At 64.8% G+C, this 26939-nt stretch carries 25 protein-coding genes and 1 tRNA gene; 15 read left to right on the forward strand and 11 right to left on the reverse strand.

The annotated features are described in order from the left end of the window. Positions 1–179 precede the first annotated feature (179 nt). Positions 180–833 (reverse strand): histidine phosphotransferase ChpT, encoded by a 654-nt coding sequence (chpT, locus tag AC5V87_RS33950; RefSeq protein ID WP_456842764.1) that lies wholly within the window; start codon positions 831–833, stop codon positions 180–182. 189 nt (positions 834–1022) lie between these two features. Between chpT and AC5V87_RS33955 the strand changes: the two genes are divergently transcribed. Next, complete coding sequence (locus AC5V87_RS33955) at positions 1023–1850, forward strand: 3'(2'),5'-bisphosphate nucleotidase CysQ family protein (RefSeq protein ID WP_456842763.1); 828 nt, start codon at positions 1023–1025, stop codon at positions 1848–1850. A gap of 9 nt (positions 1851–1859) precedes the next feature. Here AC5V87_RS33955 and AC5V87_RS33960 read toward each other — a convergent pair whose 3' ends face one another. Next, positions 1860–2345: a YHS domain-containing (seleno)protein gene (locus AC5V87_RS33960; RefSeq protein WP_495369103.1), complete on the reverse strand. Its 486-nt coding sequence runs from the start codon at positions 2343–2345 to the stop codon at positions 1860–1862. Between the two features lie 140 nt (positions 2346–2485). On the opposite strand from AC5V87_RS33960, the gene AC5V87_RS33965 reads away from it, so the two are divergent. The 4 genes from AC5V87_RS33965 (at position 2486) to AC5V87_RS33980 (ending at position 6139) form a co-directional block, all read left to right on the forward strand. Further along, entirely contained in the window at positions 2486–3091 is a 606-nt protein-coding gene (locus tag AC5V87_RS33965) for a DUF1134 domain-containing protein (protein WP_456842761.1), read from the forward strand. A gap of 118 nt (positions 3092–3209) precedes the next feature. After that, on the forward strand, positions 3210–4502 hold the full coding sequence (locus AC5V87_RS33970) for a coiled-coil domain-containing protein (protein WP_456842760.1): 1293 nt from the start codon (positions 3210–3212) through the stop codon (positions 4500–4502). 158 nt (positions 4503–4660) lie between these two features. After that, positions 4661–4735 (forward strand) — tRNA-Val (locus AC5V87_RS33975). Positions 4736–5365: 630 nt separating this feature from the next. Continuing rightward, positions 5366–6139, forward strand: a complete 774-nt coding sequence (locus AC5V87_RS33980; RefSeq protein ID WP_456842759.1) for an SDR family NAD(P)-dependent oxidoreductase — start codon at positions 5366–5368, stop codon at positions 6137–6139. Between the two features lie 205 nt (positions 6140–6344). Here the strand turns inward: AC5V87_RS33980 and greA are convergent, their stop codons facing one another. The 3 genes from greA to AC5V87_RS33995 all read right to left on the reverse strand — a co-directional run bounded on the left by greA (position 6345) and on the right by AC5V87_RS33995 (position 7857). Continuing rightward, on the reverse strand, positions 6345–6827 hold the full coding sequence (gene greA, locus AC5V87_RS33985) for a transcription elongation factor GreA (protein ID WP_495369104.1): 483 nt from the start codon (positions 6825–6827) through the stop codon (positions 6345–6347). Positions 6828–6893: 66 nt separating this feature from the next. Further along, on the reverse strand, positions 6894–7370 hold the full coding sequence (locus tag AC5V87_RS33990; RefSeq protein ID WP_456842757.1) for a hypothetical protein: 477 nt from the start codon (positions 7368–7370) through the stop codon (positions 6894–6896). A gap of 136 nt (positions 7371–7506) precedes the next feature. Further along, entirely contained in the window at positions 7507–7857 is a 351-nt protein-coding gene (locus AC5V87_RS33995; protein ID WP_456842756.1) for a hypothetical protein, read from the reverse strand. 271 nt (positions 7858–8128) lie between these two features. Here AC5V87_RS33995 and AC5V87_RS34000 point away from each other — a divergent pair, with 271 nt between their 5' ends. Both AC5V87_RS34000 and AC5V87_RS34005 read left to right on the forward strand, forming a co-directional pair. Further along, the gene (locus AC5V87_RS34000; RefSeq protein ID WP_456842755.1) at positions 8129–8362 is read left to right on the forward strand and encodes a DUF3551 domain-containing protein; all 234 of its coding nucleotides are present in this window, start codon (positions 8129–8131) and stop codon (positions 8360–8362) included. A 335-nt stretch (positions 8363–8697) separates the two neighbouring features. Continuing rightward, entirely contained in the window at positions 8698–10242 is a 1545-nt protein-coding gene (locus AC5V87_RS34005) for a peroxidase family protein (RefSeq protein ID WP_456842754.1), read from the forward strand. Positions 10243–10471: 229 nt separating this feature from the next. Here the strand turns inward: AC5V87_RS34005 and AC5V87_RS34010 are convergent, their stop codons facing one another. Further along, positions 10472–10705, reverse strand: a complete 234-nt coding sequence (locus AC5V87_RS34010) for a DUF1127 domain-containing protein (protein WP_456842753.1) — start codon at positions 10703–10705, stop codon at positions 10472–10474. A 150-nt stretch (positions 10706–10855) separates the two neighbouring features. Here AC5V87_RS34010 and AC5V87_RS34015 point away from each other — a divergent pair, with 150 nt between their 5' ends. Continuing rightward, the gene (locus AC5V87_RS34015) at positions 10856–12433 is read left to right on the forward strand and encodes a winged helix-turn-helix domain-containing tetratricopeptide repeat protein (RefSeq protein WP_456842752.1); all 1578 of its coding nucleotides are present in this window, start codon (positions 10856–10858) and stop codon (positions 12431–12433) included. A gap of 142 nt (positions 12434–12575) precedes the next feature. Here the strand turns inward: AC5V87_RS34015 and AC5V87_RS34020 are convergent, their stop codons facing one another. Both AC5V87_RS34020 and AC5V87_RS34025 read right to left on the reverse strand, forming a co-directional pair. Beyond that, entirely contained in the window at positions 12576–13094 is a 519-nt protein-coding gene (locus AC5V87_RS34020) for a hypothetical protein (RefSeq protein WP_456842751.1), read from the reverse strand. Between the two features lie 86 nt (positions 13095–13180). Next, the gene (locus tag AC5V87_RS34025; protein ID WP_495369105.1) at positions 13181–14728 is read right to left on the reverse strand and encodes an acetolactate synthase large subunit; all 1548 of its coding nucleotides are present in this window, start codon (positions 14726–14728) and stop codon (positions 13181–13183) included. Positions 14729–14994: 266 nt separating this feature from the next. On the opposite strand from AC5V87_RS34025, the gene AC5V87_RS34030 reads away from it, so the two are divergent. Together AC5V87_RS34030 and AC5V87_RS34035 are read left to right on the forward strand one after the other, a co-directional pair. Next, a complete protein-coding gene (locus AC5V87_RS34030) occupies positions 14995–15573 on the forward strand; it encodes a L,D-transpeptidase (protein ID WP_495369106.1) in 579 nt (192 codons plus the stop codon). A 208-nt stretch (positions 15574–15781) separates the two neighbouring features. Continuing rightward, entirely contained in the window at positions 15782–16594 is an 813-nt protein-coding gene (locus tag AC5V87_RS34035; protein WP_495369107.1) for a DUF2927 domain-containing protein, read from the forward strand. 50 nt (positions 16595–16644) lie between these two features. On the opposite strand, the gene AC5V87_RS34040 is transcribed toward AC5V87_RS34035, so the two are convergent. Further along, on the reverse strand, positions 16645–17772 hold the full coding sequence (locus AC5V87_RS34040) for a threonine synthase (protein WP_495369108.1): 1128 nt from the start codon (positions 17770–17772) through the stop codon (positions 16645–16647). Positions 17773–18167: 395 nt separating this feature from the next. Here AC5V87_RS34040 and AC5V87_RS34045 point away from each other — a divergent pair, with 395 nt between their 5' ends. From AC5V87_RS34045 to upp, 3 genes are read left to right on the forward strand one after another with little or no spacing between them, the layout of a single operon-like run. Further along, positions 18168–19424 carry a GTP cyclohydrolase II gene (locus tag AC5V87_RS34045; RefSeq protein WP_456842746.1) on the forward strand — a complete coding sequence of 419 codons (1257 nt, stop codon included), beginning with the start codon at positions 18168–18170 and terminating at the stop codon, positions 19422–19424. Between the two features lie 7 nt (positions 19425–19431). Next, on the forward strand, positions 19432–20670 hold the full coding sequence (locus tag AC5V87_RS34050; RefSeq protein ID WP_495369109.1) for a URC4/urg3 family protein: 1239 nt from the start codon (positions 19432–19434) through the stop codon (positions 20668–20670). A gap of 50 nt (positions 20671–20720) precedes the next feature. Further along, on the forward strand, positions 20721–21350 hold the full coding sequence (gene upp / locus AC5V87_RS34055; protein WP_456842744.1) for a uracil phosphoribosyltransferase: 630 nt from the start codon (positions 20721–20723) through the stop codon (positions 21348–21350). A 111-nt stretch (positions 21351–21461) separates the two neighbouring features. Here upp and AC5V87_RS34060 read toward each other — a convergent pair whose 3' ends face one another. Next, positions 21462–22571, reverse strand: a complete 1110-nt coding sequence (locus AC5V87_RS34060; protein WP_495369110.1) for a M48 family metallopeptidase — start codon at positions 22569–22571, stop codon at positions 21462–21464. Between the two features lie 3 nt (positions 22572–22574). Next, a complete protein-coding gene (locus AC5V87_RS34065) occupies positions 22575–23720 on the reverse strand; it encodes a DUF898 family protein (protein ID WP_495369111.1) in 1146 nt (381 codons plus the stop codon). A gap of 305 nt (positions 23721–24025) precedes the next feature. Between AC5V87_RS34065 and AC5V87_RS34070 the strand changes: the two genes are divergently transcribed. Continuing rightward, entirely contained in the window at positions 24026–25291 is a 1266-nt protein-coding gene (locus AC5V87_RS34070) for a cytochrome P450 (RefSeq protein ID WP_495369112.1), read from the forward strand. Between the two features lie 190 nt (positions 25292–25481). Next, positions 25482–26756, forward strand: a complete 1275-nt coding sequence (locus AC5V87_RS34075; RefSeq protein WP_456842741.1) for a cytochrome P450 — start codon at positions 25482–25484, stop codon at positions 26754–26756. The last annotated feature ends 183 nt before the right edge of the window (positions 26757–26939 follow it).

Below are 26939 nucleotides of genomic sequence, written 5' to 3' on the forward strand. Positions count from 1 at the left end.
AGCGAGGGCGCGCACGCGGCGTGATGCGCCATTTCGGAATGAGGCCAGCTTCACCGCAAAGCGTTTAATAATGGTTGAGTATGTGCAAAAGAACGGAACCAACAAAGAGATAAGGCGCTCCGGACAAGCCGAAGCGCCTCGTCAAGATTGGATTAACGCTTCAGGCCCGATGGGCGCGTTTACGAAGCGGTAACGATGATGGCTTCGCCTTCCGGCGCGAGCTTCACGCTGAGCCCGCAGGCCTCTGCGAGCAGGCGCGTGTAATAAGGCTGGATCGCGTGCGCATCCGCGGCAGGTCCCCGCTCGCCGCTCAGGAGCTCGGAGATGTTCTGCGGCAGGCGCGCATTGTGTCCGGTCGCGGTGATGCGGAAGCTCATGGTCTCGCCCTCGCCGATCGGATCGACCGTCAGCATGCCGCCGCGTGGAATCGTATGCTGGGCGACGACCAGCATGTTGAGCAGCAGCTTGACGCGGTTCTTCGGCAGCAGGAGCCGCGGCAGATTCCACGTGATCGCGCACTTGCCATCCTCGATGTGGCCGCGCGCCATGGTCTGGGCGTCGCCGAGGTCGATCTGCGCACCGGACGAGCCGGCCGCGCCGAAGGCGAGACGACAGAACTGGAGGCGGGCGGAGGCCGTCTTGGCGCTCTTGCGAATGAGGTCGAGCGCGAATTCGCGATCTTCCGGCTTGGGATCGTCGTCAAGCACTTCGAGTCCGTTGACGATGGCGCCGACGGGACTGATGAGATCGTGGCAGACCCGCGAGCACAGCAGCGCGGCGAGTTCGAGCATATCGGGAGCAGTAGCGGTCGCGGGCGACGAGGCGTCAGACATATAAAGGGGTCCTGGAGGGTTCCTGGAATTGCGCGGCGCTGGACGCCGCGAATCACGCATGCTTGACGGATGCTGCGGGTTCTAACATTCGCCAGCCCGTGGCAGCTAGCTTGCGATAGGCTCGAAGCGGCCATAAAGGGCTGCGGGCGAATCAGGTGAAGAGGGGCGAGATTTGCCGATGAATGAGGCATGCAGGTGAACATCATCGACGCCGAGGCCGCGGCCGAATTGATGGAGCCGCTCACCGCGCTGGTGGTGAAGGCGGGCGAGGCAATTCTCGCTGTCAATCGTGCGGCGATGCGGATCGAGGGCAAGAAGGACGGCTCGCCGGTGACCGAGGCCGACCTTGCCGCCGACCGCATCATCGCGGACGGCCTGGCGCAGCTTGCGCGGGATGTCCCGACGCTCTCGGAGGAGCGGACCCAGCTCGCCGCACCGCGGTTTCAAGGCAGCTTCTTTCTGATCGATCCGCTCGACGGCACCAAGGAGTTCGTCGCCGGCCGCGACGAGTTCACCGTCAACCTCGCCCTCGTGACTGAAGGCGTGCCGTTGCTGGGCATCGTCAGCGCGCCCGCGCTGGGGCTGCTCTGGCGCGGCATCGTGGGCCGCGGCGCCGAGCGCGTCAGGTTCAACGGCGCCAACATCGTTGCCGCTGAACCGATCCGCACCCGCAAGCTGCCGAAGCCGGGCGAGCCTTGGGTCGCGGCGGTGAGCCGCTCGCATGGCGATCCCGCGAGCGAGGCGTTCATCGCTGGCCGGCCCAATTTTGTGAGATTGACGTGTGGCTCGGCCGTGAAGTTCGGCCGGATCGCCGAGGGCAACGCCGACATCTATCCCCGCTTCGGGCCGACCTCGGAATGGGACGTCGGGGCCGGCTGCGCGGTCGTGACCGCCGCCGGCGGCAAGGTCACCGACGGCAAGGGCGGCGCGCTCCTTTTCGGCCAGCGCGGCGATACCGGCTTCATCATCCCGGACTTCATCGCCTGGGGGGACCCGCAGGCGGTAGGCAGCTACTGACCGGGCTTGTCACTGGCTAAGCTTGTCCTGGAGCGCCGGCCAGCGCTTGCCGACCTCGTAGAGGAAGCGCTCCGGATCGGCGGCGAAAGCGTCGCGATTGGCTTCCAGGCTGAACAGATAGAGCCGCTGCGCCGCGATCACGAAGAAGCGGGGATTGCCAGGGACGGTGACGCCGCGGGCGATGTCGGCGGGGTCATAGCCGCCAAACTGCGGGCCGTAGATCTCGGGATGGGCCAGGAAGGAGGCCCGGTTGCCCTCGTTCCGGAAGCGCCAGACCGCTCCCCAGAGGTTGGCCTCGAACTCCGCCGTTCCCTGCTCGGCGGTGCCATCGACGAAATAACCGACGGGGTCGAAGCCCTCGATGGCGACGCCCGAGAAGCGGTTGACCACGATGCGCTCGGTCGTGGCCGCTTGCGCCGATGACCCCAAGCCCGAGAGCCAAACGCCCGCCAGCAGGCAGATCGCGAGCCCGATCAAGGCAATTCCGGGGCGCAAAGGGCTATCTTCCTGCCGTTGTGCCGTCATAGTTGCTGCGGATAACATCCGAGTCGAGGGGACATCCGGCGCAACCTAGAGCCGTGCCTGTTGGCGTCAGGTTAAGGAAGCGATCGGATTCGATAGCAGGGGTTTCTTTTATGACTTTCGCATCACGCCTTGCTGCGCTCGCGCTTGCCGCGATGGTGGGCTGGATCGTGCCGGCCTCCGCCCAGCAGGCGCCGCCGCCCAACCTGCCGCCGCCGCAGCGGGCCCCGACGCCCAACACCTACGGGCCGGACGAGCTGGTGACCGCCGGCCACCGCTTCTTCGGCAACGTCTCGCGCGGGCTCGCCTCGATCATCGAGAAGGCGGTCAGCCAATGGGGGCTGCCCAACGGCTATATCCTCGGCGAGGAAGGCTCCGGCGCCTTCGTCGCGGGCCTGCGCTACGGCGAAGGCACGCTCTACACCAAGAACGCCGGCGACCTCCGCGTCTACTGGCAGGGTCCGTCGCTCGGCTTCGACTGGGGCGGCGACGGCGCGCGCACGATGACGCTGGTCTACAACCTGCCCGCCACCAATGCGATCTACCAGCGCTTCGCCGGCATCGACGGCTCGGCCTATATCATCGGCGGCTTCGGCATGACCGCGCTCACCGCCAACAACATCGTGCTGGTGCCGATCCGCTCCGGCCTCGGCCTGCGGCTGGGCGCCAATATCGGCTATCTCAAATACACACCGCGCGCGACCTGGAACCCGTTCTAGGCCTCCCTCCCCGATCCAGTTCCGGATTCACGTTAACGACAGGGCGGGGCTGGCTTTTTGCCGGTCCGCCATGCATTGTCGTTGGTAAATTTTTCCTTAGCTCTCGGAGTTCTGGCCCATGGTCGAACCGATCATGTACCTGGCGATCGGTTTCCTGCTTTCGATGCTGTGCGGGCTGGCCATCGTGCCGCTGGTGCATAACCGCGCGGTGCGCCTGACCACGCGCCGGCTCGAGGCCGCCACCCCGCTGTCGATGGCCGAGATCCAGGCCGACAAGGACCAGCTGCGCGCCGAATTCGCGATGTCGGCGCGGCGGCTCGAGATGAGCGTCGAGCAGCTCAAGAACAAGACCACCAGCCAGCTCGCCGAGCTCGGCAAGAAGAGCGACGCCATCAACCGCATGAAGATCGAGCTCGGCGAAAAGAACGCCACGATCTTCGCGCTCGAGGCGCGCGAGAAGGCGGTGAAGGAGCAGCTTCGCGCCACCGAAGAGGAATTCAACGCCAAGACCGAATCCTTGCGGGCCGCCGAGCAGGCGCTGACCGACAAGCAAAGCGAGCTCGCGAAAATCACTTCCGAGCTGTCCGACCGTTCGATGATGGCGGAGAGCCGCCAGGTCGAGCTGGTCGCGGTGCGCGCCCAGATCGAAGAGCTCAAGAACCGCGTCGGCGATGCCGAGAAGGAATTTGCCGCAACCCAAGCGCGCCTCGCGCAGGAGCGCACCGAATCCGAGACCGCCTCGCGCGAGCTCGCCGATGCACGCGGCCGGGTCGAGAATCTGAGCCAGCGCGTCACCGAGCTCGATCGCCAGCTCCTGGTGCAGGTCAAGGAAGCCGAAATGCTGTCGGGCCGCGTCGCCGACCTCGAGGGACGGCTCGCCACGCAAGGCAAGCTGCTCGCCGAACGCGACTACGAGAACAACCAGCTGCGTCAGGCCAATGAGGCCTCCGAGCGCACCGTCAAGGAGCTGCGCGTCGAGATCGCGGCCTTGAGCGGCGGCAAGTCGTCGGCCGCGCTCGAATCGCTGCGCGCGGAAAAAACCGCGCTGGAGGAACAGCTCCGCACCGCGCGCGACGAGCGGGCAAAGCTGCAGCGCGACATCAACGCGATCCAGCAGCAGGCAGAAAGCTCCTGGGCCACCGAGCGGATGGAAAACGCGCTGCTGCGCGAGCGCATCAACGACATCGCCGCCGAGGTGGCCAAGCTCGCGATGCAGCTCGAAGGCCCGAACTCGCCGATCGAGGCGCTGCTCGCGGCCGAGGCCGGCCAGCCGCCGAAGCCGGCGCCGCGCCCGGCCAACGACGCCGCGAGCAATGGCACGCCGAGCCTGCCCGAGGGCGGTGGAACGCTCGCCGAACGCATCCGCGCGCTGCAGGCTCACGCCTCCCGCGCCCGCCAGCAGGGCGCGTAAGCGGGCCGAAACCCGGCCTTGCAGCCGGATTGCGCGACTGGCCGAGGTTTTCGCCCCCGCAGGGCACCTCGAAACTTGACACCTTCGGCCCACACTTCTAAATCGCGGGCTCCAATGCACCGGCCGGCCGCAAGTCCGGCCGCCTGCATGATGGTCCCGGGCGCATAGCTCAGCGGGAGAGCGTTCCCTTCACACGGGAGAGGTCCAAGGTTCGATCCCTTGTGCGCCCACCATCCATCTTCCTGAACCCCATCGGTTGCGGACGACCATCGACCATGGCGGCTTTTTGGGCTGCCTCGCCAAAAATCTCGAAAACAACCCCACGCACAGTAGGCCGACAGCAATCGGATCAAGGCGTTACGATTTTTCCGAATTTTTATTGACCCGTCGGGCAAAACAGGGGCATGATGGCAGGATCGGGACTGTCCCACGTGCCTTCATTGCGAGCGCAGCGAAGATCCAGAGTATGTCCGCGGAGGCAGACTGGATTTGCTTCGCTGCGCTCGCAATGACGGAGCATGACTGAGGCGGCGCCAGGTTGGGCACACGCCTCCAAGCTTTACGCACGCTCCCCGAGAGAAACCGTCTCATCCAAGCATCGGGCTTTGTTGCGCGGACATAGCGGAAACCATCGATATCAGAACAAGACGGCGGAAACGCATGGATCATGCGTCAGACGAATGCGACTGCTGCTGTCGATGGCGCGCTTTGCCGCGCAATCCTCAAGGAACCGGCAGGATGGCAGCGTCCGGAGAGAGGTAAGACACGGAGCCGAACGATGGAGAAAGTGAGCGACGAACAGTATCGGAAGCCGTGAGCGCGCGTTGTAGGGTGTCAGCAGAAACGCTTTCGAGGAGCAGCGCATGGCGACCATCTTCATCACCGGCAGCACCGACGGCCTCGGCCGGGCGGCGGCGCAATCGCTCGTCGATCAGGGACATCGCGTGGTGCTGCACGCGCGATCGGCGGGTCGCACTGGCGCGCTCGGCGAGCTCGCATCGCGTTCCGCCGGGATCGTGGTCGGCGACCTCGCGCGAGCCGCAGACGTGAGAAGCATCGCCGAACAGGTCAACGCGATCGGGCGCATGGATGCGGTCATCCACAATGCCGGCGTCTACACGCGGCCGGGCCGTGGCGCAACGCCGGAGGGCCATGCCGAAACGCTGGCCATCAACACGCTTGCGCCGTACATGCTGACGGCCCTGATCGAGCGGCCTCGCCGATTGGTGTATCTCAGCAGCGGATTGCACCGGGGTGGAGAGGGCTCGCTGGATGACCTCGACTGGACGAAGCGGTCGTGGGATTCGGCCAAGGCGTATGCCGAGAGCAAGCTGCACGTCGTCGCACTGGCCTTCGCGCTGGCACGACGCTGGCCCAAGGTCCTGAGCAACGCCGTCGATCCCGGATGGGTCCGCACCAAGATGGGCGGCGCGGGCGCGCCGGTCGATATCGACACCGGACAGCGGACCCAGGCCTGGCTGGCGGTGAGCGAGGATGCCGCGGCTCAGGTCAGCGGGCGCTATTGGCATCATCTCCAGCAGCAGCAGCCGGCAAGTGAGGCGAGCGATCCGGAATTTCAGGACGACCTCATTGAGAAGCTAGGCGGGCTGACCGGTGTGGAATTGCCGCAGGTCTGAGCGCGCGCCTCGTCCTTCGAGACGACCGCTTCCAGCGATCTCCTCAGGATGAGGTTCATCAGCATCGGTGCCCGCTGAAAGGGCTGCCGCGCACTCCCTCCTCATCCTGAGGAGCCCGCCCAAAAGCGGGCGTCTCGAAGGATGGTCGCAGCAAAGCCGCTTCCATATGCGACAACCCTGCCCACGAAAATCTGCGCACGACGCCCTACGCGATCGACAGGATTTCGATCTCCTGCGCGCCCGAACCCACGACGTCGCCGACCGCCTTTCCCATCAGCGACCTTGCGACCGGCGCGACGAACGAGATCGAACCCGCCTTCGGATCGGCTTCGTCCTCGCCGACGATGCGATAGGTCTGCACGCGGCCGTCAGCGCGGCTGAAGGTTACCGTGCTGCCGAAGGCGACCACATCTGATGACTCGGGCTTCGGAACAAGCTGTGCCGTGCGCAGCCGTTCGGTGAGATAGCGAACGTCGCGCAACGGCACCGCGGACTGCCGGCGCTTCTCGTCGACGTCCTCGATGGCCTGCGCAGCCTCATAGGCCTCGCGCGCCTCGGCAAGCTGCGTCTGCAACGCCTGCAAGCCGGCTTCCGTTACGAGATTGGGATGCGGCGAGATCGGGCGATCCGGCAATAGCGTCTCGGACGCGGTCTCGGCGCTTTCTTCCTTGGTAAAGGCGACGCTCAAATCGAAAATCCTGTCGAACTTGTCTGGCTGATCGCGGCGCGTTCGCGCCGCGGGCGATTTGCCAGATTATATCTCAAGTTCGACGAAACGACGGAGCTTGAACACGAGATCCGGCATGGCCTGGCGGAACCGTGTCGCGTTCTGGAAGCTGGTCGAGAACGGCGCGAAGGTGATCATGGCGTTCCAGTGGCGATAGCCGTAGACCGTGACCGAGGCGCCGGTTGCCGGAAAGTCTTCCAGCTTGCGCAGCTCGCCGAGCACGAGCTCGGCGATCGCTTCCGCGGGCAGCAATTGCTTGCCGTCCGCCGTCCTCGTGATTTTCGGAGGCGGCGCGACCGGCTCCGGCGCGATCGGTGCAGCCGCATCCTCGCGCTTGACCGGGGTCGCTTCGGGGACGATGGCGGCAATCCCATCGAATCCGTTCGACGGCGCGGTTGGCGGAACCTCCGCGAGCGGCGGCACAACGCTGTCCGCGCGCTTGTTGCCTCCCAGGATGCTGCTGATCATGGCCACAAGGCCAGCATCCTTCACGTCGTCGCTCATTCCTCCCCCCGGGATTCGGCCTACTCTATCATCGCTCGGGCAGGCCGCCACAAGGGATGCATCGCCCGATTCCGGCCGCTGGGACCACTGTGACGACGGCGCGACCCCAAGTCACGCTGCGCCGCCGCACAGGGGATCACTGCTTATCAAACGGAATATATCGCTGGTACTGCTTGGGCACCGAGCTGCGATAGCGCGCGGGAACCGTGCCGGTGTCGATCGAATGGTCGATCTCCTGCTGCCGCGTCATCTTCTTCTTGGCCGGCTTCTTCGAGGCGCTCTTCTTGGAGTCGGACGGCTGGCTGGCGGTGTCGGTGGTTGCGGCCGGCGTGGACGTTGTCGCGGCGGGCGCTGTCGTGGTCGACGGCGCAGCAGTGGTCGCGGGCGCCGCGGTTCCGTCCGCAGGCGCGTTCTGTGCCAACGCCAGCGGTGTTTGCGCAAGAATCGCCAGCGCTGCTGTCGCAGCCAGCAAATATGATTTTTGCATCAAAGCCTCCAAAATGTCCTGATCCGAACGAGACGAAGCGGCGGCTTCCCGGGGATCGGCGCGTGCAAGTCCGCACACGATAGGCACGAAGCCGGACGCCAACTGTGGCCGAGATCACATTGCTGACCGCGGCTCACGCCTCATCATAGACCCATGTCGAACGCAGTGCCCACTGCGCAGACCAAGACGGGCACGACAAAGTGTCGGCCAGGTCCCGGAACACAGATGGACCTTGCGGTTCCTCATCCACTCGTACTCGAAGGAGTTTGAAATGCGCCGCATGATTCTCACCCTCGCATCGTTCGCAGCCCTGAGCGCCGCGACCTTCCCGGCGTCCCAGGCTCACGCCGCAAACGACCGCTATTGCCTGCAAGGCCGCATCTGGGGCTATCCCGGCAATTGCCAGTTCGCGAGCTATCAGCAGTGCCAGGCCAGCGCATCCGGCACGTCGGCCTATTGCGGCATCAATCCGCGCTACGCATTCTCGCAGCAGCGCTATGACTGAGGGCATTGCGGCGGCGTGCGCACGAGGCGCGCGCCGCCACAATCTTCACGTGAAGACTTTCTGCTTCGCCGACAGTTCAGCGAACTCACGCACGCAAAGCCGCTTACGCCCGTCGATGACGAGAATGTTATCCCTCCTCGCTCCGGGATAAATTCGCAAAGCACGGCCAGAGCTTGCGCGCAACGCCCTCCCCCGGAACAGCATCGATGTCGCGAAGTGTGTGAAGCGACCGCTTGTGGCGCAAGAATCCCTGATCTAGCCTCACCTGCATATTACGTTACGAACAACTTTAACTTTAGTCTTTTTCGGTGTGACTTTTCAGGGAGGAATTTGAAATGAGCAGTCGCCACGCAATTCTTCCGCGCGGATTGAACAATATCCGTTCGCCGCTGTCGCAAGGCCGCTTCGGCCGCATGTTCCGCAAACCCAGCCTCACGCCGGCCACATTCGGCCTCACCGAAGCAGACAATATCGCCAACCTGTCGGCGCTCGCCGACAAGATGGTCGGTAGCTTCGATGCGCCGAAAGACGCGCCGGACGCGGAGGAGAGCGGCATTCCCGCGCTCTACACCTATTTCGGCCAGTTCGTCGATCACGACATCACCTTCGACCCGGTGAGTTCGCTGACCAAGCAGCAGGATCCCGACGGCCTGGTCGATTTCCGCACGCCGTCGTTCGATCTGGACAATCTCTACGGCCGTGGCCCGAGCGACCAGCCCTACATGTACGACGGCAAAAGGTTTCTGCTCGGCGAGAAGTTGACCGGTGCGGGCGTCCCCGATGCCAACGACCTGCCGCGCTTCAAGGGCCGCGCGCTGATCGGCGATCCCCGCAACGACGAGAACAGCATCGTCTCGCAGTTCCAGGGCCTGATGCTGCGCTTTCACAACCGCATGGTCGACGACAACGACAGCCTGTCGTTCGAGGAGGTGCAGCAGCGCGTCCGCTTCCACTATCAATATGTCGTGCTGAACGATTTCCTGCCGCGCATCGTCAAAGCCGACGTGCTGAACGCGCTGAAGACCGCGGGCCGCTACGACCGTAGCAAGCTCGCCCACTATCACTGGCACAACTACCCGTTCATGCCGGTGGAGTTCTCCGTCGCCGCCTACCGCCTCGGGCATTCCATGATCCGCCCGGGCTATCGGCTGAACGACGCGGACAACATGCTGCTGCAGATCTTCCCAGACCCCAACAATCCCGATCTCAATGCGCTGACCGGCTTCCGCGCCATGGGCCCGGGACGCGCCATCGACTGGGGCCGCTTCATCGACATCGACACGCGCCCCTATGGCGACGAGGACGACGAGAGCAATCCCGACAACAAGCGGCGGCTTCAGTTCGCCTATCGCATCGATACCTCGCTGGTCGATCCGCTGCGCAAGCTGCCGCCGGAAGTCGGCTCTAACCCGGCCTCGCTGGCGCTGCGCAATCTCGAGCGCGGTTGGCGGCTCAGCCTGCCCTCCGGCCAGGCCGTCGCCAGCGCGATGCAGCTGACGCCGCTGAGCGACGATGAGATCATCATCGGCAAGGCTGTCGACCACGCCGAAGCAGGCGATCCGCAAACCAGGATCGCAACCATCGCGAACGGCGTGTTTGCCGGCAATTGTCCGCTCTGGACCTATATCCTGGCCGAGGCGCGGCAGCAGCCCCCGACCGAGGTCACGATTCCCGTCTCCGGCGCCCCCCGCACTGTCAACACGCCGCAGCTCGGACCCGTGGGCGGCCGCATCGTCGCCGAGGTCTTCCTCGGCATGATGTTCGGCGACAGCTCCTCCGTGCTGTCGCTCGACCCGCAATGGACCCCGGTGACCGGCGCCGGCTTCGCACTGAAGGACCTCGTCGCCTACGCGCTGGGACAGGGCGATCCGCTGCATTGAGCCGCGAGGACGGTCATGCAGGGCCGCCCGCGTTGCGAGGGCGGCCTTGTCGTCTACTCGCGCCCCAAAGGGGGTAGGTGGACCGCGCGCCCTAAAGCGCGATGAGATCAGGATGAATCGTCATCGCGCTTTAGCTTGTTGTTTGCGCATGATCTTTTCGGAAAACCGCTGCGCACTTTTCCGGATCATGCTTTAGGGCCGCGTCGATGCAACCAGAGCTCATTCCGGTTTAGAAGCCGCGTGGGTCGATCGAAGGATCAGCTCGAACGAGATAGTCGATCTCGCCCCTCGCAACCCCGATGTCCCTGAGCTCCAGGTCGCTCAGGTCCTCTAACGTCGCGCGCAAGGTCTGGCGGATACACCAAGCACAATAAGCGTCAAAATACCTCTTGAGAAAGTTTGGGGATCGCCGCGTCGCCGCGGACGTCTGCGCCGATCCGGCCGCAGTATAGATCGTGCTCATCGCTCTCTCCCGGGGAGGTGATTACCCACCGAGCGAACTTGCCAAGGCAGATCGGAGCGCGCTTGACACCGGGCTCACATTTTCCTCACCAGCAGCTTATTTTTCGCGTTGCATCCTATGCTACATTCCTGATGCTAGACGGGAGGGATCTTGCGCTATCTCTTCGAGGGCCATGCATTGGACACCGACCGGCGCGAGCTTCGTCGCGGACCGGATGTGTTGCCCGTGGCGCCCCAAGTATTTGACCTGCTCGCGTACCTGATAGGTCACCGGGAACGCGTCGTCAGCAAGGATGAGCTGATCAGTGTGATCTGGAACGGACGCGCGGTATCTGATGCCGCGCTCACGACCCGTTTGAATGCCGTACGATGCGCCATCGGCGACAGCGGTGAACAACAGCATCTCATCAAGACGCTGCCGCGCAAAGGTTTCCGCTTCGTTGGCGTCGTGCGGGGCGTGGATAACGTTATGGTTGAGCCTACAGGCTCGGCCATGCATGACAGCAACTCGACGCCAGTACCGTCACCGCCACATCTTTCCATTCTTGTGCTTCCTCTGGCCAGCCTCGGCGGTGAGCCGGATCAGGATTATTTCGCCGCCGGCATCACCGAAAGCTTGACCGCCGATCTGTCAAGGATCGACGGCACGTTCGTGATTGCCTGCAACACTGCGCTCACTTTCCGCGGCAAGGCTATAGACGTGCGACAGCTCGGCAGGGAGCTGAATGTAAAGTACGTCCTGCAGGGCTCGGTTCAGCGCGGATCCAATCGCCTCCGCGTGAATGTCCAGCTGATCGATGCCGAAACACGCGCCCATCTTTGGACCGATCGCTTCGACAAGCCGATGACCGACCTGCTCGAAATGCAGGATGAAATCGTTACCAGACTTGCCAATGCCCTGGACGCTCAGCTGATCGAAGCCGAGGCGCGACGCGCGGAGCGCGCGCCGCATCCCGATGCGATAGATTTGTGTTTCCAAGGCCGCCATTTGTGGAACACAGGACTGACGCCCGAACGCCTGGCACAGGCGCGCGGCTTTTTTGAACGGGCCCTGGTGCTTGATCCAGAGAATGTCGAAGCATTGGTCGGCATAGCTCACGTCGATCTGTCAACCGCCACCACGTTCATGGTGAATGACCGTGACGCGTATTTCAAAGCGGCGGAGGTTAACCTGACCAAGGTCCTATCGATGAATCCGCGCCACGCCCGCGCACGTCTTGCATTTGGCGTCTTGCACCTGTTCACGGGACGCGGGTCGGAGGCAATCGTCGAGTTCGAGCAGGCGCTGGCGCTTGACCGCAACATGGCCACGGCCCACGCGCTGATCGGATTTGCAAAGGTCTTTGTTGGCCAAGGCGCCGAAAGCGAGGCTCACATCCAGCAAGCGCTTCGGATTTCTCCCCGCGACAGTTTCACCTATCGATGGATGCACTGGCTCGGCGTCGCCAAGCTGATCCTGGGCGCCTATGAAGAGGCGATCGATTGGTTGCGCCGGAGTCTTGAAGCGAACCGGAACAATTCGATCGTGCATCTCCAGCTCGCTGCGGCCTTGGCGCTGGTGGGATCGATCGAAGACGCAAAGGCTGCCGCCCGCGAGGGACTTGCGCTCGATCCCGCCTTCACAACACGCCGCACGCGAGGGCTCATACTGAGCACTGATCCAACGTTTCGTGCCGGAAGCAGGCGTATTCGCGATGGCATGCTGTTGGCGGGCATACCCGAAGGCTGACATTGCTTCCACGGCCTTTGGCAGCGCACAGCCACCACCGAGCGCCGCGGCCGAGGTCATCGAGCAGGTCGAACACTTGTGGGGCGATCGAGAGGGGGGGCCATCCCGCGATGCAGCTCGCGGTTCGCGCGCGGCACACCCGTTAACGCGCAGCGCCGAGACCGCTCTCGCCAAGCCGCGCCGCAAACCAGAGCGACAGCGGCTGGTCGACGAGGCCGCTGACATAGACTTCCGATGTCGTCACCCCGTGCTTGTCCAGCACCAGCAGCACGCCGATCCAATAGGCGAACCAGACATGCGGATCGGTCATCGCTTTCAGCTTGTGCTGGTCGTGATCGAGCGGGGTATGATTGCTGGCCTTGCGGATCTCCACAGCGAGCAGGTTGTTCGGGATCTCGCGCTGATGCACCACGACGTCGGGATAGATCGACTTGCCGAGATGATCGTCGGTCGAGATGATGGTGCCGTGCGGCAGATGCAGCGTGCGCTCGCCGAGCCGGTCGTAATTGCAGTCGACCGCCCAGCCCGAGAACTGCCGCTCCAGATAGACGGCGAAGCGATGCGTGATCGCACGCTCGCCGATGTCCTTCTCGAACAAAAATGCTTCGTGCGCGTAGAAGTCCCGGAGCGCCGCGATCACCTTGTTCAGCTCGGTCTGCATCGTGCCTCCCGGCCCCTCACACCTATCGATCAGGTTCCGCGCGGCGACCTCTCCCGGCAGAGGGGCGGGAGACGTCAAGATACATCCTACATCTGCACTTCGATCAGCCGCGGCCCGGGCTCGGCGACGGCTTCCGCCAGCGCCTTGTTGAACTCGTCGGCATTGGTGACGGCGCGGCCGGGCACGCCCATGCCTTTGGCCAGCGCGACGAAATCCAGCGTCGGACGGTCGAGGCGGAGCATGTCGTTGGCGCGCTGGCCGGGCTCGCCGGCGCCGACATTGTCGAACTCGCCGCGCAGGATCTGATAGATGCGGTTGGCGAACACGATGGTGACGATATCGAGGTTCTCGCGCGCCTGCGTCCACAGCGACTGGATCGTGTACATCGCGCTGCCGTCGCCGACCATGGTGATCACCTTGCGGTCCGGGCAGGCGATTGCGGCGCCGATCGACAGCGGCGTCGAGAAGCCGATCGAGCCGCCCATGTTCTGCAGCCAGTCGTGCGGCGCGGCCGCCGCGGTCAGCGGGAAGAAGCCGCGGCCGGTGGTGAGCGATTCGTCGACCATGATCGCGTTCTCGGGGATGGCGCAGGCGATCGCCTGCGCGATCGAGGCGAAGGTCAGCGCGCCGGTCGGCTTCACCAGTTCCTGCAACGCCTGCGGCTTGACGTCCTTCGCGCTCGCCTTCACGGCGCCGGCCAGCGCTTCGAGCGCTGCGACCGAGTTCTCGCCCCAGGAGGTCATGCGATGCACCTCGCAGCCCTGGGGCTTGAGCATGCTCGGCTTGTTCGGATAGGCGAAGAACGCCACGGGATCGTCGGACTCGACCAGCACGATGTGGCGGAACTTCGCCAGCATCGGCAGCGCGTTCTCGATCACGTAATGGATGCGGTCGATCGAGAAGCGGCCGCGGCCGCGCGCCATCTTCGGGCGGAAGGTCGGGCCCATCACGGTGCAGCCGGTCTTGCCGGCGATGCGCTCGGCCAGCGCCAGGCCCTGCTCGCTCAGCGCGCTGCCGGTCATCAGCAGCAGCGTACCCTCGCCGTCGCCGTGCAAGATCTTGGCAGCCCGCTCGACCGCCTGCGGCGAATAGCTCGCGCGCTGCTGCTCGGCCGGCACCTCGGCGATGCCGTCGGCCTCGTTCCAGGCGGTGTCGGCGGGCAGGATCAGGGTCGCGATCTGCGGGGGCGCGCTCTTCGCAGCCGCAATCGCCGCGGCGCCGTCGGCGGCGACCGATTTGGCATCCGGGGAGGTGCGGACCCAGGACGACATCGGCCGGGCCAGGCCCTCGATGTCGGAGGTCAACGGCGCGTTGTAGCCGATGTGGTAGACCGCGTGCTGGCCGACGATGTTGACAATACCGGAATTGGCCTTCTTGGCGTTGTGCAGATTGGCAAGACCGTTGGCGAGGCCCGGGCCGAGATGCAGCAGGGTCGAGGCAGGCGTGCCCTTCATGCGGAAATAGCCATCGGCAGCACCCGTCACCACGCCCTCGAACAGGCCGAGCACGCAGCGCATGCCGGGAACGCGGTCGAGCGCCGCGACAAAATGCATCTCCGAGGTGCCCGGGTTGGTGAAGCAGACGTCCACCCCGCCCTTGACCATCGTTCGCACCAGGCTTTCCGCACCGTTCATTCTGTCTGCTCCCGCAACCGGCGATTTCCAGTGACCCGTTCGATCAATCATTGTTCGCGCGTGCCGTCAAAGCAAGAGCGGCCATTGCGGCCCTGCCCCGTGTGACGACGCGCCGGTTTGGCTAACACTTTCTGCAGATTGGCGGGATTGCCGATTTGGTAACGCCAATGGCCAAGCATGGCGCCCCTCACGGGGCCGTGGCTTGCGAAAAGCCCGCAAATATGGCCTCTGGCCTTCGTTGAATCGATTTTTTGCTGGGGGTACCAATGATCCGGTTTTTCGCCGCGCCGATTACCGCCATCGCACTGCTGACCGCCACCGTGGCCGGTGCCTTCGCCGAAGAGTTCGACTCGCGCGACATCATGGGCGGCGGCCCGAACTTCTTCCGCGGCGGCTCGAGCCCAATCCCCCGCACCACCGTCATGTACAACGGCAACCATGCCCCCGGCACGATCGTGGTGAACACCGCCGAGCGCCGGCTCTATCTGGTGCTCCAGAACGGCCAGGCGCTGCGCTACGGCATCGGCGTCGGCCGCGACGGCTTCCGCTGGGGCGGGGTGCACAGGATCACCGCCAAGAAGGAATGGCCGGATTGGACGCCGCCCTCGCAGATGCTGGCCCGCCGCCCCGACCTGCCGCGCCACATGAAGGGCGGCATCGAGAACCCGCTCGGCGCGCGCGCGATGTATCTCGGCTCGACGCTGTACCGCATCCACGGCTCCAACGAGCCGGAGACGATCGGCCAGGCGGTGTCCTCAGGCTGCTTCCGCATGACCAACGAGGACGTCACCGACCTCTACAGCCGCGTCTCGGTCGGGACCACCGTGGTCGTGCTGAACAACTAAGGCCTGCGCGAACTTCCGTACGGTGGGCAAAGCCGAAGGAACGCGCCAACGCGCGGTCCTTTGGCGTGGCCACCATTTTGAGTTGGTGGGCACGGCGCTTTGCGCCTTTGCCCACCCTTCGGCATCGTGCTTGAGCGCCTGGAACCCGCCACACGCGTGAATTTGTGGTCTTGTGCGCGCGCGGCGAATACGGCAGCGTCGCGCGACGATGAGCGCATTCAACCAGCCCGCGGCTGCCGTCCGCCTCGCCCTGCTGGCGTTCGCCGCGCTCACATCCGTGCCTGACACCGCTACCATGGCCGCAGGCGAATTGCCCGCGATCGCCTCGCGCCAGCGCAGCGAGAAAAAGAGTTTTACCGACGGCGAGATCGTCGAAGGTTTCCTGAAGACGGCGTTCGGCGCCGAATACCACCTCGCCGGCCGTGTCGATCGCATCCGCAAGTTCGACGGGCCGGTGCGGGTCTACGCCGAGAGCGACCGCGCCGACCGCAAGGCGCAGCTGGCAAAAGTCGTCGCCGACATCGGCAAGCGCGTGCAGCATCTCGACATCGCCATGACCGCCACCAGCGAGGCGGCGAACGTGCGGGTCAAGCTCGTGCGCGACCGCGATCTCTTCCGCACCATCGCGACCTTCTACGGCGTGGACAAGGCGCGCGAGATCCGCACCTCGCTCGATCCGCAATGCCTGTCCGGCTTCCGCAAGAACGACAATTTCGAGATCGAGCATTCCGACGTCATCCTCACCGTCGACAATGGCGACTTCACCTTCCTCGACTGCGCCTATGAGGAGCTCTTGCAATCGCTCGGACCGATCAACGACACCACGAGCGTGCCCTGGACCATGTTCAACGACAACGTCTCGATGGGCTATTTCGACGTCTACGACCAGTACATCCTCAACCTGCTCTACGACCCCCGTATCAAGGCCGGCATGACCGTGCCGGAGGTCAGGGCCGTGCTGCCGCAAGTGCTCGCGGACGTGCGCGCCTGGGTGAAGCAGGTGAATGATCTGAAGGAGTGAGCTGCTCTTACCCTCCCCTGGAGGGGAGGGTAAATCCAGCGCCGCTTCCGCTACTGCACGAGATCGGCGACCGTGGTCGCGGCCTTGAGGCCCGTGCCGGTGAGGACGGCGACCGTGGTCTCGTTCGTCCTGATCGATCCGGCAGCAGAGAGCTTGTCCAGCGCCGCCGCTGCGCTGGCGCTGGTCGGCTCGGCGAACAGGCCCTGACGCGCGAGGCGGCGCAGGGCGGTGACGATCTCGTCCTCGGTGAGCGCGATGGTGCCGCCGCCGCTCTCGCGCAAGGCGGCGATGATCTCGCGCAGGCGTAGCGGGTTCTTGATCGCGGTGCCCTCCGCAATGGTCTTGCTCACCTCGCGCGCGACGGGCGTATCGACGCCGGCCTTGAAGCTCGCATCGATCGGCGAGCAATTGAGCGGCTGCGCCGCGAACAGGCGCGGCAGCCTTGTAATCTGGCCGGCATTCAAGAGCTCGCGAAAGCCGAAGGCGCAGCCGAGCAGGCTGCTGCCGGCGCCGACGGGGACGATGACGTTGTCGGGCGCGCGGAAGCCGAGGTCCTCCCAGATCTCATAGGCGAGCGATTTGGTGCCTTCGAGGAAGAACGGCTGCCAATTGTGGCTGGCATAAAAAGTCTGGCTCGACTGGCGGATGGCCTCGGCTTCCGACTCTTCTCGAGGCCCCTCGACGAGTTCTACCGTCGCACCGTAAGCGCGCACCTGCGCGATCTTGGCCGGCGACGTCGAGACTGGCGCCAGAATCTTCACGCGCATGCCGCCGGCGGCACCCAGCCCCGCCATCGACGAGCCGCCATTGCCGGAGGAGTCTTCCAGGATGGCGTCGACGCCGATCTGCCGCAGGAAGGACAGCATCACCGAGGAGCCGCGGTCCTTGAAGCTGCCGGTCGGGTTGAACCATTCGAGCTTGAAGAACGGGCGCAGATCGCCCCAACCCTGCTGAACCAGCGGCGTGCAGCCTTCGCCGAGCGTGATCGGATTCTTGACGTCGACCGGCAGCGCCGCGCGGTAGCGCCAGAGCGAGCGCGTGCGGCTGTCGATATCGTCGCGCGCGATCCCCGCCCCCGGCGTCACCAGCAGCGGCGTGCGCTCGTCCGAGCACCAGCGCGGTTGGTCGAGCGAGTAGAGCTTTCCGTTGCGGGGATCGATGTAGGCGGCGGTGGACATGGCATTCTCCGGGGCAGAGCCGATCCGGACCATATGTCCGAATGCAGGCGGCTTATCCAGTCGGTCGTGGCCACGCCACCGCGCGCGGAGCATGGCACGCCAGCGCCCGCCGCGGCTCCGCCGAATCCTTATAAATATAGTAATTTCAATATGTTACGCATTTCGCCGCACGAGCCGCCGGACCCCGGCGGTCCGCCGGACCATGGCGCCTGGCAGCCGCGCGCCATATCTCATGGGACGAAGCAGCCCGCCCCGACGGCACGATTAACTTGTCTGTCGTGGCTCGCCGCTACAATATGTTGGATTGAGCTTGCGTCGCCGGTGCTCTGCATGGGCGATGCAGGTGAGCCAGGCCCGTCCGAGCGGCGGGCCGTTGGCTTTTTGGGAGCCTGGACATGAGCCGCGCGAACCGTACCGAGCATATCCGCCTGACCTCCCATCCGGAGCCGGGCAAGAAAGCCGCCTATCCGATCCATTGGGGCGCCGCAGACGCGCACGCCCGCGGGCCGATCATCGGCACGGTGTCGCGCGCCGGGGATCGCAACGTGATCGGCAGCCATGGCGGCTCCTATGCGATGTACCGCGCGCTCGCAGTGTCCGCCGGCGCGCTCGATCCGATCCGCCGGCCAGATCTCACCAACACCTTTCCGGCCGCGACCATCGGTCCGTTCGAGCAATGGCGCGATCCCGCAAAGATCGTCGCGCTCGATCCGTGGGGGCATCTCGTCGCCGAGAATTTCGGCAAGGACATCGCCGAGGGCGTTGATATCCGCCCGAGCATCGCCGTGACGCGCGCGCGGCTCGATCTGCCGGAGATCCGCGAGGCGCTGGCCGCGAAGCGGCTGCGCGCCGACGGCGAGGTCGTGCACGCCAATGGCAGCGTCTCGGTGGTGAAGATCGCGATCGATCCGGTCTGGTACCTGCCTGGCCTTGCGACGCGGTTCGGCACCAACGAGACCGAGCTGCGGCGCACGCTGTTCGAGCAGACCGCCGGCATGTTCCCCGAGCTCGTGACCCGGCCGGACCTGAAGGTGTTCTTGCCGCCGATCGGCGGCACCACCGTCTATCTGTTCGGCGATGTGACAAAACTGCCGGACCATCGCACAAAAATCACCTGCCGCGTGCATGACGAGTGCAACGGCTCCGACGTGTTCGGCTCCGACATCTGCACCTGCCGGCCCTACCTCATCCACGGCATCGAGGAATCCGCGCGCGGCGCGCAGGAGGGCGGGCTCGGGCTCGTCGTCTACAACCGCAAGGAAGGCCGCGCGCTCGGCGAGGTCACGAAATTCCTGGTCTACAATGCGCGCAAGCGCCAGGAGGACGGCGATGCGGCCGCCGCCTATTTCGAGCGCACCGAATGCGTCGCCGGCGTCCAGGACGCACGCTTCCAGCAGCTGATGCCGGATACGATCCACTGGCTCGGCCTGAAGCGCATCGACCGCTTCCTGTCGATGAGCGACATGAAATACGACGCGCTGACCTCGCAGGGCATCGACATCGTCGAGCGTGTGCCGATCCCGCCCGAGCTGATCCCGGCCGACGCCCATGTCGAGATCGCCGCCAAAAAGGCCGCGGGCTACTACTCGACCGACATCGCGCCGGAGAAGGACGTGGACGGCGTGGTCGGGCGTTCGCTGGAAAAATACTGATCGCGCGATGGCGAACGCTTTGGAACGACAGGCGCGCTCGCTGCTCACCGCGACGGCGGTGCGCGCGCGGGCCGGGCAGATGCTCGAGACCGGCCTCGCCGGCGGCTTGAGTCACTTCACGATCGATCTCGGCCGCATGGATTGCGTCGCGGAGGCCGTGTTAGCGGTGACGCGCAAAGCCTATCCGGCGCTGGACATTCCCTTCCATGCGCGCTGGCGGCATTTCGTGCTTGGCGGCATCGATCGCTGGGCGCGGCTCGCCGACGCCGCATCCTGGCCCGACCGCGCGGCACGGGCGCGCACCGAGTTCGATCTCGCCATCGTCAGCGTGCTGCTCGACGCCGGCGCAGGTGCCGCGTGGCGCTATCGTGACGCGGTGACAGGGGAAAGCATCGGGCGGTCCGAGGGGCTGGCGATCGCGAGCCTCGACATGTTCGCAACCGGACTCTTCTCCGGCGATGCCCGCGCGCCATTCAGGGCCGACGCGGGCGTGCTCGCAGAGCTGCCGCTCGCGGCGCTCACATCAGCCTTTCAGGTAAGCGATGCCAATCCGCTGCTCGGGCTGGAGGGACGCACCGATCTGCTGCGGCGCCTGGGCCGGCTGATTGCCGGGCGTGCGGACATTTTCGGCCTGCAGGACACGCCGCGGCCCGGCGGGCTGTTCGACCACATCGCGGCCCGAGCCGTAAGCGGTGCTATCGCCGCGCCGGCGATCTTGTCCGCGGTGCTGAACCAGCTCGGGCCGATCTGGCCATCGCGGCTCGAGCTCGCGGGCGTCCCGCTCGGCGATTGCTGGCATCACCCTGCGCTCAAGACGGATGACGTAACCGCGGGCCTCGTGCCGCTGCACAAGCTGTCGCAATGGCTGAGCTATTCGCTGATCGAGCCGCTCCAGCGCGCAGGCTTTGTTGTCACCGACATCGACGGCCTCACCGGGCTTGCCGAATACCGCAATGGCGGCCTGTTCGTCGATCACGAGGTGCTGCGCCTGCGCGACGCCGCGGATGCCGAGCGCGCGCATCCGGTGGATTCCCTGCTCGTCGTCGAATGGCGCGCGCTGACGGTCGCGTTGCTCGACCGGCTCGCCGAACTCATTCGCGCGAAACTTGGCCGCACGCCCGAGACATTGCCGCTCGCCAGCATCCTCGAAGGCGGCACCTGGGCCGCGGGCCGCGCGATTGCCTTTGCGCGCCGCCCAGATGGTTCGCCGCCGCTCAAGGTGATCAGCGACGGCACGGTTTTCTGACCCTATTGTCGCTCACGCACCCACTTGATGAATTTCAGGAGCAACCGATCATGGAAGGCGTCACGATCGTCGATCATCCGCTGGTGCAGCACAAGCTGACGCTGGTGCGGGACAAATCCATCTCGACCAAATCGTTTCGCGAGCTGATCAAGGAGATCGGCATGCTCTTGTGTTACGAGGTGACGCGCGATCTGCCGCTCGCCGACACCGTGATCGATACGCCGCTGGCGACGATGCACTCGGCCAAGATCGCCGGCAAGAAGCTGGTGTTCGTGCCGATGCTGCGCGCCGGCACCACCTTCGTCGACGGCATGATGGACCTGGTCCCGACCGCGCGCGTCGCCCATATCGGTCTTTATCGCGAGCCGCACAGCTTTGCCGCGGTCGAATATTTCTTCAAATCACCGTCCGATCTCGGTGAGCGTCTCGCCATCGTGGTGACGCCTGTCGTCGCCACCGCCAACACCGCCGTCGCCGCGATCGACCGGCTGAAGGAACGCGGCGCCAGGGACATCCGCCTCGCCTGCCTGATCGCAGCACCGGAAGGACTGGAGCGGCTGCGCGGACTGCATCCGGACGTGCCGATCTGGACCGCCGCGGTCGACGAAGGTCTCGACGAGAACGGCTTCATCCTGCCGGGCCTCGGCGACGCCGGCGACCGCGCCTACGGGACGCGGTAGTTCAGAGACAATGATGTTAGGCCCAGTTGGCTGTCCGTTGCTTACCTCTCCCTTCGGGAGAGGTGCTTCGAGTTCTGGGCTCGCACCAATTCAAGCAAAGCTCATCCCGCGCTAAACCTTCCCGCTGCCGCAAATCCCCTTCAGCGCCTGCCATTCCTTGTCGCTCAAGAGCGGCGGGCCACTGGCGGGGCGATCCTCTTTCGTCATCCGCGCGAGACGGTCCTCGGTCAGCGGATGGCTCGCCAGGATCGTGAAGCCGCTGCCGCCTTCCTTGCCGGTGATGCGGAACATCAGCTCGGCCGCGGGTTTTGGCGAGCGACCGAGCTTGTGCATGATCTCGATCGCGAAGGTGTCGGCGCCGGTCTCGGCCTCGCGCGAGTAGGAGGCTTCGACCACGCTGCGCGAGGCGAAGATCACGGCGCTCGAGCCGGTGACGTCGCCGAACAACAGGCCGATCAGGAACGAGGTGCCGCCGTTGTAGATCAGGCCGCGCATGTTGTCGTAGTGCTTGAGATGGCCGAGCTCGTGGGCGAGGATGCCGGCGAGCTCGTCGGGGTTTTGTGCCTTGTCGAGCAGCCCCCTCAGCACGTAGACCTTGCCGCCCGGCAGCGCGAACGCATTCGGCACCGAGCTCGGCAGCACTCCGGCGGTCATGGCATCGTCGTCGAGGCCGGCGGCATCGCGCAGGCGGTTGACGAGCTTGGTGAACGCGGCCTTGCCCGCGGGCTCTTCGCACACGCTGCCACCGAAGATGGTCTTCACCTGGACTTCGGAGGCATCCCCGATGCGGCGCTCGATCGGCTTCGGCACCAGTGGCGCCAGCCGGTCGGCCGCGAGCGGCACGCCGAACAGCACGACGCAGACGATGGACACGGCGGCGGCCACCGACCAGCCGACGATTTTCGCCAGCCCGCGGCGCGAGGTCTGGTGCTCGTCGAGCCGCGCACAGCGGACGATCACCTGCGTCGCCAGGGTGACGTCGCGGACCTCGAGCCGCGCCAGAGGCGGCGCGGTCGTGCAGGAAAGCCGCAAGATGCCGGCCGGACTGTCGGCGCGGCGGATGTCGGCATAGGCCCAGCGCACCGGTGCTGCGCCCTCCTCGACGATCTCGAGGGCATCGCCGAGCACCAGCGTCACTTGCCGCCTGCGGCTCGACACGCCGTCGAAGAAGATGGTCGGCTTGGCCGACTGCGCCGGGGGCCCGGTGAACAGCTCGCTCACAGATCAGAATCCCGCGACATCCAGCCCGTCGGCAAAGCCTTCGCCGAGCGCGCTGGCAAGCTCGCCGCTGCCGCGTACATCCGCGGCCGCGCCGATATTGTGCACCTCGACCGTTTCCAGCACCTTGGCCCAGAGATCTCGCTGAAGATAGACGCGCATGATGATGTTGACCGCGAGGGCAACGGTGAAATAGCCGACGACCATCATCACCAGCATAGCGATGTTGGCTCCATGAGCATTGGGCCCGAACACCTCATCGGCCGGGAGGCCGGTCAGCTTGCTGGCAAGCGCTATGGCGCCGCCGATATAGAAGCCGAAGATGGTGCTCAGCAGCAGCCACCAGCCGATCACCTTCCAGTACAGGCCGTAGAAGGCATTGTGCGGCAACTCCGAAGACACGCTGACGCCGCCGATACGGATGCCGTCGAGCCACCAGCGCCATTCGCGCGCCTTGAACTCGGCGTAGAAGAACGGGGCCAACGGGAAGATGATGAGCGCGATCGGGCTGAGCAGCCACAGCCACCAGCCGCGCTTGAAGAAGGTCCAGCCGTCGCCTTCGAAATCGCCGCGCAAATCGCCGTAATGGGTGTGCCGCATCTTGTAGCGTTCCAGCGAAGCCTCGCGCCAGGGCAGCGCCAGGCCGAGGGTGAGAAATAGCAGCAGGCCCCACGCCATGGCCCGGAACGAATAGGCCCAGCCCGAGCCGTCCATCCAGAACCGCACGCCGCGCCAGACCGTGCGCGTCAACCGATAGCGCCGCGCGCGAAAGATCGCGAACTGGCCGAAGGCGTAGAAGCTGATGAACAGCGGCGTCGAGGCGAAGCCCTGCCAGCGCTCGAACTCGATGCCGATGAGGAAATAGGCGAGATAGATCGGCACCAGGATCGCGAGCGCGAACAGCAAGCCGATCAAAAGCTCCTTGCCCCGCCCGGTGTATTCGGCGGCGTCGCCGTCGATCGAAGTGTTCGACCAGAGATGACGGCGGATGTCGGTGACCAGCCAGAACCGGTAGAAGCCGAAGGTGGCCAGCTCCAGCATGGCACCCGTGGTGACCATTTTCCGGAACTTGGTGCGGTTGCCGGTGAAATCGACGCGCGTCGGCGGCAGCGGCGGCGGTAAGGGTTTGGACCCGATTGGGGTCCATTTCATGTCGTTCACGGCGGCAACCTCGGGGTGCTTACGGCCAAACTATAGATCACAAGATTAGTCGGTCCCCAACATGAGGGGGTTCGATTGACCTCGTTTCCAGTCGATTTCTCGCTGGATTGCTGGGCAGCAGCGTGCGGGAGATCACGTTGACACATCCACGTGACATTCGCCCGAATGCCTCTCGCAAAGGTTGGATGCGGCAAAACTCTCCCTTGCTCCGGCGCAGACAACCGGCTGTAATTGCAAATCAAATACCGCGGCGCAGAATTCATAAAAAGGCGCGTGGGAAGCCAGGGAGAACGGTCATGCATGGGACCATGGAGAGCGCGTCCAAGCTCGACGCATTGCGCGAGCGGGCGTCGTCACTGCCGCTGGAGCAGTTCGATCCAGGCGATCCTGAATTGTTCAGGACCGATACGTTCTGGCCCTATTTCGACCGCCTGCGCCGCGAGGATCCCGTGCACTATTGCGAGCACTCGATGTTCGGGCCGTATTGGTCGGTGACGCGCTACAACGACATCATGGAGATCGAGACCAACCATGCGGTGTTCTCCTCGGCCTCCGCGCTCGGCGGCATCACCATCCGCGACATCGATCCGGATCTGCGCCGCGAAAGCTTCATCTCGATGGACCCGCCGCGCCACGCGGCGCAGCGCAAGACCGTGGCGCCGATGTTCACGCCGACGCACCTGGACAATCTCGCCATCAACATCCGCAAGCGCTCGGCCGAGTGCCTGGACAATCTGCCGCGCGGCGAGGTGTTCGACTGGGTCGACCAGGTCTCGATCGAGCTCACCACGCAGATGCTCGCGGTGCTGTTCGACTTTCCCTGGGAGGACCGCCGCAAGCTGACGCGCTGGTCCGACATCGCCACCACCATCCCCGGTCCCGACGGCTTAGTGGCGACCGAGGACGAGCGACAGGCCGAGCTGACGGAATGCGCGGCGTATTTCTCACGCCTCTGGAAGGAGCGCATCGCGCAGCCGCCGAAGAGCGACCTCCTGTCGATGATGGCGCATGGCGCCGCGACGCGCGACATGGATGCCAAGAACTTCCTCGGCAATCTCATCTTGTTGATCGTCGGCGGCAACGACACCACGCGCAACACGATGTCGGGTTCGCTTCTCGCGCTGAGCCAGCACCCGGAGCAATATCGCAAGCTGCGCGAAAACCCCGCGCTGCTCGACAGCTTCGTGCCGGAGGTGATCCGCTGGCAGACGCCGCTCGCTCATATGCGGCGCACCGCGCTCTCCGATTTCGAGTTCCGCGGCAAGCAGATCAAGAAGGGTGACAAGGTCGTGATGTGGTACGTCTCGGGCAATCGCGACGAGGAGGCGATCGAAAAGCCCTACGACTTCATCATCGACCGCGCCCGTCCCCGCACGCATCTCTCCTTCGGCTTCGGCATCCATCGCTGCGTGGGCCTGCGGCTTGCTGAACTCCAGCTCAAGATTATTTGGGAAGAGATTCTCAAGCGCTTCGACCATATTGACGTGGTCGGCGAACCGAAGCGGGTCTATTCGAGTTTCGTGAAGGGGCTGGAGACGTTGCCGGTGAAGATTGCGGCGTAGATTCGCAAAATGATGAGTTCGAGCAACATCCGCAAAGAAGCTGCGCCCCTCCCCCGCCTGCGGGGGAAGGCTGGGGAGAGGGTATCTCCACAATGGGACAATGCCCAAGAGGAGAAAGCCCTCACCCGGCGCTGCGCGCTCACCTCTCCCGCAAGCGGGAGAGGTGAGAAACCAACCTGGAGCCACCACCATGAACTTCCAAGCGCCGGTTAAAGCGGACAAGGCCGAACGCATGCGCAGGGCGCGCGAGGAGGCCTATGCGACGCCGCTGGCGCAGTTCCACCCCGGCGCTCCCAGGCTGTTCCAGGACGACACGCTGTGGCCGTGGTTCGAGCGGCTACGCAAGGAAGAGCCGGTGCATTACTGCACCAACGCGCCGATCGAGCCGTACTGGTCGGTGGTGAAATACAACGACATCATGCATGTCGACACCAATCACGGCATCTTCTCCTCGGACTCGACGCTTGGCGGCATCTCGATCCGCGACGTGCCGGAAGGCTATGACTGGCCGAGCTTCATCGCCATGGACCAGCCCCGCCATTCGGCGCAGCGCAAGACGGTCTCGCCGATGTTCACGCCGACCCATCTCGACGAATTGGCCAAGCTGATCCGGCAGCGCTCGCAGACCGTGCTTGACAACCTGCCGCGCAACGAGACCTTCAATTTCGTCGAGCGCGTCTCGATCGAGCTGACCACGCAGATGCTGGCGACGCTGTTCGACTTCCCCTGGGAGGAGCGGCGCAAGCTGACGCGCTGGTCCGACGTCTCGACCGCGCTGCCCAAGAGCGGCATCGTCGCGTCCGCCGAGGAACGCCGCCGCGAGATGGACGAGTGCTATGCCTATATGTCGAAGCTCTGGAACGAGCGCGTCAACTCCGCGCCGCGCAACGACCTGTTGTCGCTGATGGCGCATAACGACGCCACGCGCTTCATGGACCCCGACAACCTCATGGGCAACATCATCCTGCTCATCGTCGGCGGCAACGACACTACGCGCAACACCATGACCGGCTCCGTGCTGGCGCTGAACGAGAATCCGGACCAGTACGACAAGCTGCGCGAAAATCCCGCGCTGATCGATTCCATGGTGCCCGAGGTGATCCGCTGGCAGACGCCGCTCGCGCATATGCGGCGCACCGCGCTCCAGGATACCGAGATCGGCGGCAAGCATATCAAGAAGGGCGACCGCGTCGTGATGTGGTACGTCTCGGGCAACCGCGACGAGGACATGTTCGAGAGGCCGAACGACTTCATCATCGACCGCCCGCGCCCGCGCACGCATCTGTCGTTCGGCTTCGGCATCCACCGCTGCGTCGGCATGCGGCTTGCCGAATTGCAGCTCAAGATCGTCTGGGAGGAGATGCTGAAGCGCTTCGACCGCATCGAGGTGGTCGGCGAACCCAAGCGGATCTATTCGAGCTTCATCAAGGGATATGAGTCGCTGCCGGTGCGGATTCCGGGGTAGCGGCGCCATCCTTCGTCGTTGCGAGGAGCTCTTGCGACGAAGCAATCCAGACTGCCACCGCGGAGGGATTCCTGGATTGCTTCGCTGCGCTCGCAATGACGAGGTTTTGGGTGCACCTGTGCATCAAACGCGCGGCATCCCAGCCCAGCTATAAAATTCCGGCATGGCAGCTCGCAAAGGATG

The organism is Bradyrhizobium sp. SOJA106 (genome assembly GCF_059448745.1).